Annotated in this window: 1 pseudogene; it reads left to right on the top strand. The window is 60.1% G+C overall.

Annotated elements, in window-relative coordinates:
• Positions 1–980 (top strand): annotated as a pseudogene (locus tag D8Z78_RS24345) (transposase); the annotation flags it as partial.
• Between the last annotated feature and the right edge of the window lie 149 nt (positions 981–1129).

The following is a 1129-nucleotide window of genomic DNA, read 5'->3' as shown; positions in this document are numbered from 1 at the left end:
GGCCTGGTCAGCGGGCAAAGGATGGCCATCGACGCCAGCCTGATCGAAGCCGATGCCAACAAACAGAACTCGACGCCAAAGGAGGAGTGGGACGCAAAGCAAATCGATCCGGCCGACGCGCCAAGGGCGGTGCGCGAGTATCTCGATACCCTGGACGAGGCCGCGTTTGGTGCCGCCAGTGAGGTTCAGCCCAAGTTCACGTCAAATTCCGACCCGGCCAGCCAATGGACGGCAGCCCGTAAAGGCCCGGCTTTCTTCAGCTATTCCGACAACTACCTGATCGACACAGACCATGGCGTCATCGTGGATGTCGAAGCCACCAGGTCGATCCGCCAGGCCGAAGTCGGTTCAACGAGGACCATGCTGGAGCGCGTGAAGGCCAGGTTCGACCTCCATCCCGAGCGCCTAATCGCGGACACGGCCTATGGCACGGCCCCGATGCTGGGCTGGTTGGTCGACCGCAAGATCGCGCCCCACATTTCCGTATTCGACAAGTCAGGGCGCAATGACGGGACCTGGACCCGCGCCGACTTTGAATGGGATGCGGAGAACGACCGATACATTTGCCCTGAGGGGCACGAGCTGAAGCAGTTCCGCCGAAACTACTCCTATCCGCACCGGGGTCCGACTGGCAAGGGCACAGCCCGCTATCGGGCGCTGAAAGAGGTCTGTCAGGCATGCCATCAAAAGCGAAGTGCTGCCCGAATGCGGATGCTCGCAAGATCACCCGTGAAGAACATGAGGACGCCCGGCAAGTTGCCCGTGACATCACCAAAACCGACCAATACGTGATCTCGATGAAGCTGAGAAAGAAGGTCGAGAAGCTCTTCGCCCACCTCAAGCGGATCCTTGGCCTCAACCGGCTCCGATTACGCGGACCATGCGGCGCCAACGACGAATTCCTCCTCGCCGCAAACACCCAGAACCTCCGCAAGCTGGCCAAGATCCTTCCTGCATCGCAGCAACCGCGGAAAGCCTGACAAGAAAGGCGCTCGCGCCACGTTCAGCCGTCGATATTCTGCGCTCGCGAACGGCTGTTTTTCCACGGAATGGGCGTATTTTGTTGAAAAACTCGCCCTTGATCGAAGGCCGCTCGGCTGATTCAATTCCCGCAATGGGTGGGAGGGTC

Origin of the sequence: Tropicibacter alexandrii (genome assembly GCF_003667315.2) — a bacterium.
In the GTDB taxonomy this organism is placed as follows: domain Bacteria; phylum Pseudomonadota; class Alphaproteobacteria; order Rhodobacterales; family Rhodobacteraceae; genus Tropicibacter; species Tropicibacter alexandrii.
The sequence above is the reverse complement of the archived record's forward strand: the minus strand, read 5'-3'. Positions and strand labels throughout refer to the sequence as shown.